The sequence below is a fragment of the Bradyrhizobium sp. genome (genome assembly GCF_019242285.1).
Taxonomy (GTDB): domain Bacteria; phylum Pseudomonadota; class Alphaproteobacteria; order Rhizobiales; family Xanthobacteraceae; genus Bradyrhizobium.
Window position 1 is genome coordinate 1 of sequence record NZ_JAFAVV010000088.1, and the last position, 2,519, is coordinate 2,519.

Annotated in this window: 2 protein-coding genes; both read right to left on the reverse strand. The window is 68.6% G+C overall.

The window, feature by feature from the left end:
• Positions 1-624, reverse strand: a 624-nt coding sequence (locus tag JOY90_RS03555; RefSeq protein WP_291689786.1) for a sulfite exporter TauE/SafE family protein, incomplete at its 3' end; no start/stop codon positions are given.
• Between the two features lie 11 nt (positions 625-635).
• Positions 636-2,519, reverse strand: a 1,884-nt coding sequence (gene pheT, locus JOY90_RS03560) for a phenylalanine--tRNA ligase subunit beta (RefSeq protein ID WP_291689787.1), incomplete at its 5' end; no start/stop codon positions are given.

Consider the following 2,519-nt stretch of genomic DNA (forward strand, 5'->3'; position numbering starts at 1 on the left):
CACCAGCGAGAGCTTGATGGCATCGAGCGTGATCAGTCCGGTGGTCGCGTAGCTGACGACCGAGAAGAAATCGGAGGCGCCGAAGAACAGCAGGATGTTGGCGCGCGCCACCTCCGAGGCGATCGGCCGACCGAGCCAGTAGCCAACGATCGGCGGCCCGCCGGTCTGCGCCAGCCCGCTGCAGAAGCCGGACAACGCGCCGATCCCGACCGAGAGCGCGGCATGGTCGCCGCCGCGGTAGCGCCAGCCGGAGAGCAGCAGCATGAGCAGCGCGGCGACGAAGCCCGAAATGATCCAGCGCGTCGTCACCGGGTCGAGCACGTTCAGGAAATAGGTGCCGAGCGGCACGCCGATCAGCGCGCCGACGACGATGATGGCGGTCGCGCCGCGATCCGCCTTTTCCCAGGCATTCGGCAGCAGCGGCGCCGCAGCGACGAAATCGATGATCAGCAGCAGCGCGGCGACGAGGCGGGGCGGCGCGATGCTGCTCGCCAGCGGCATGAAGATCAACGCCGAGCCGAAGCCGGAGAAACCGCGCGCCGTGCCCGCGAGCAGGGCGATCGCCAGGATCGCGAGCGCCGCGCGAAGGCCGATCTCTGCCGGGACGAAATTTGCGAGCGTCATGCCGCCCGGCATCATCCCCTCAGGACAGCGCCGGTCTTCTTGGTCACCTCGGCGACGACCTTCGTCCCCACCGCGTCGATCTCCTCGTCCGTCATGGTCTTCTCGCGCGGCTGCAGGGTGACGGTGATCGCGATCGACTTGCGGCCGTCGTCGATGCCCTTGCCCTCATAGACGTCGAATACGGTGACGTCCGTGATGAGCTTTTTGTCGGCACCCTGCGCCGCGCGCACGATGTCGCCGGCCTTCACCTTGCGATCGACGATGAAGGCGAAGTCGCGCGCTACCGGCTGGAAGGCGGACAGCTCGAGCAGCGGCTTGGCGCGGGTCGGCTTCGGCTTGCCCTGCGGGACGCGATCGAGAATCACCTCGAACGCCATCAGCGGCCCGTCGGCGCGCAGCGCCTCCAGCGTGCGCGGATGCACCTCGCCGAACGTGCCGAACACGTTGTGCGGCCCGAGCTGGATCGTGCCTGAACGGCCTGGATGCAGCCATGATGCGCCGCCCGGGATGATTTGCAGGGCTTGCACCGAGGCGCCTGCTGCGGCCAGCACCGCCAGTGCGTCGGCCTTGGCGTCGAACCCATCCGCCTTCGCCGAACCGGACCAGTGCCGGCCGAGCCCCTGCGACGACGCGTAGCCGTGCCGGATTCCGGCGGCGGCGATGAACTGGTCCTCAGGACGGTCGCCACGGAAGATCTGTCCGACCTCGAACAGCGCGACGTCGCCAAGCCCACGATCGGCGTTGGCCTGGGCGGCCGCGATCAGCCCGGGCAGGAGGCTCGGCCGCATGTCGGAGAGGTCGGCGGAGATCGGGTTGGCGAGCACGAGCTCGGCCTTGCCGCCGTCGAACAGCTCGGCCGCCTGGTGCGAGATGAACGACCAGGTCACCGCCTCGACCATGCCGCGCGCAGCGAGTGCGCGCTTGGCGCGCCGGGTACGCGTCTGGATCGGCGTCAGCACCGGCTTGCGCGGCGCCTCGCCGCGCTCGAACGGCGTCTCCGGCACCTTGTCGACGCCGACGATGCGCACGATCTCCTCGACGATGTCGGCCTTGCCGTGCACGTCAGAACGCCAGCTCGGAATCGCGACCTTCATCACGGTGCCGGTGCCGGCCATCATGAAGCCGAGCCGGTTCAGGATGCTGCGCATCTCCGGCAGCGGCACGTCCAGGCCGGCGAGACGCTTGACCTCCGAGAGCGGGAAATCGATCACGCGCTCGTCGCCGAACCGCTTGCCGGCCACCACGTTCTCGGACGGCGTGCCGCCGCAGATCTCCATCACCATCCGGGTGGCGAGCTCCAGCCCCGGCACCATGAAGGCCGGATCGACGCCACGCTCGAAGCGGTAGCGCGCATCGGAGTTGACGCCGAGCTTGCGGCCGGTCTGGGCGATGTTGATTTCGTTCCACAGCGCCGATTCGATCAGCACGTCGGTGGTGCTCTCGTCGCAGCCCGACGCCTCGCCGCCCATGATGCCGGCGAGCGATTCGACGCCGTTGTCGTCGGCGATGACGCAGATATCGCCATCGAGCGTGTAGGTGCGGCCGTCGAGCGCGAGCAGCGCGTCGCCCTCGCGGGCGCGGCGCACCACGAGATTGCCCTTGACCTTCCTGGCGTCGAACACGTGCAGCGGCCGCGAGCGGTCGAAGGTCATGAAGTTCGTGATGTCGACCAGCGCATTGATCGGCCGCAGCCCGATCGCAGTCAGCCGCTTCTGCAGCCATGGTGGCGACGGGCCGTTCCTGACGCCGCGCACGAGCCTCAGAGCAAAGCCGGGACAGAGGTCCGCATCCTCGATCGTCACTTTGACCGGGCAGGGGAACTGGCCCTTCACCGGCTTGATGGCGGGGTCCTTGAACTTGCCCATGTCGGCGGCGGAAAGATCGCGCGCGATGCC